The sequence below is a fragment of the Streptococcus sp. GMD1S genome (assembly GCF_000296875.1).
Lineage (GTDB): Bacteria > Bacillota > Bacilli > Lactobacillales > Streptococcaceae > Streptococcus.
Window position 1 is genome coordinate 1 of the sequence record NZ_AJQY01000149.1, and the last position, 1243, is coordinate 1243.

Sequence of the window (1243 nt, forward strand, 5' to 3'; positions counted from 1 at the left end):
CCAAACTGCATGGCAGAACCAGAGTAGGCACCGTGGCTATCTAATGGAGTATCTGGCAAAACTTTGACTCCAGTTTCTGTAAAGCGCACTAAATCATCACTTTCAAGCTGCACCCAAGACTTCAACCCATGTGCTGCACCAAAGGGGAAGTTCTGGTAAAAGAGAATCCATTTGCCATCGAAATAAGAAAAGCCATTTGGGTCATTGAGAAGACCTATTTTAGGCTCGACATGGTAACGAGTATGCCAAGGAGATTGTGCCATCGTTTCCTTGATTTGTTTGATTTCATCATTAGACCAGTCTTCATAGCGTCTATAACGGCGCTCAGTTGTCCATTCCATTTTATCTTTCCTCCTAAAGTTCTACTACCTTAATAGTAAACGTTTTCGACCAAAAAAGCAAGTCTTTTATGTTAAAAAATAGCAAAAAATGTCAAACGGTTGCCATAAATCAAGTAAAGGAAATCTAACAAATTTTCACGAAAAAATGAAAGAAAATGTAAATAAAAACCTTTATTCCTCAAGTTTAAAGATATTTTTTTGAGGAAAAAGAGAATTTCCCTCAAAAACGAGCAAAAATAATCAGAGGAAAAAGAAAGGGAATAAAAATTTCTGCAAAACGCTTGACATATTTTAGAAACATGATAAAATAATAGTCGTAGGGCGGATAAAATCGCTTTCAAACACTTTACAAAATTTTATATAAGGAGATTTTTGCAAATGAACAATCAGGATATTGCAAAAAAGGTCATCGAAGCCCTTGGTGGACGTGAAAATGTCAACAGTGTAGCTCACTGTGCGACTCGTCTACGTGTCATGGTCAAAGATGAAGGGAAAATCAAGAAGGAAGTGATTGAGAACTTGGATAAAGTTCAAGGAGCTTTCTTTAACTCAGGCCAATACCAAATCATCTTTGGGACTGGTACAGTAAACAAGATGTACGACGAAGTGGTTGCACTTGGTTTGCCAACCTCTTCTAAAGAAGACATGAAGGCAGAAGCTGCCAAACAAGGAAATTGGTTCCAACGTGCTATCCGTACTTTCGGTGACGTATTCGTACCAATCATTCCAGTTATCGTAGCAACTGGTCTCTTCATGGGTGTTCGTGGTCTCTTGACTGCTCTTGGGATGACACTTCCAGAAGATGTGACAACTTACACTCAAATCTTGACTGATACAGCCTTTATTATCTTGCCAGGATTGGTTGTTTGGTCAACCTTCCGTGTATTCGGTGGTAACCCAGC

1 protein-coding gene and 1 pseudogene are annotated in these 1243 nt (G+C 38.9%); one reads left to right on the forward strand and one right to left on the reverse strand.

Annotated elements, in window-relative coordinates:
- A pseudogene (locus GMD1S_RS07825) lies at positions 1 to 341 on the reverse strand (sucrose-6-phosphate hydrolase); the annotation flags it as partial.
- A 378-nt stretch (positions 342 to 719) separates the two neighbouring features.
- On the opposite strand from GMD1S_RS07825, the gene GMD1S_RS07830 reads away from it, so the two are divergent.
- Positions 720 to 1243: glucose PTS transporter subunit EIIB (locus tag GMD1S_RS07830; protein ID WP_001064506.1), on the forward strand; the 524-nt coding region annotated here is incomplete at its 3' end.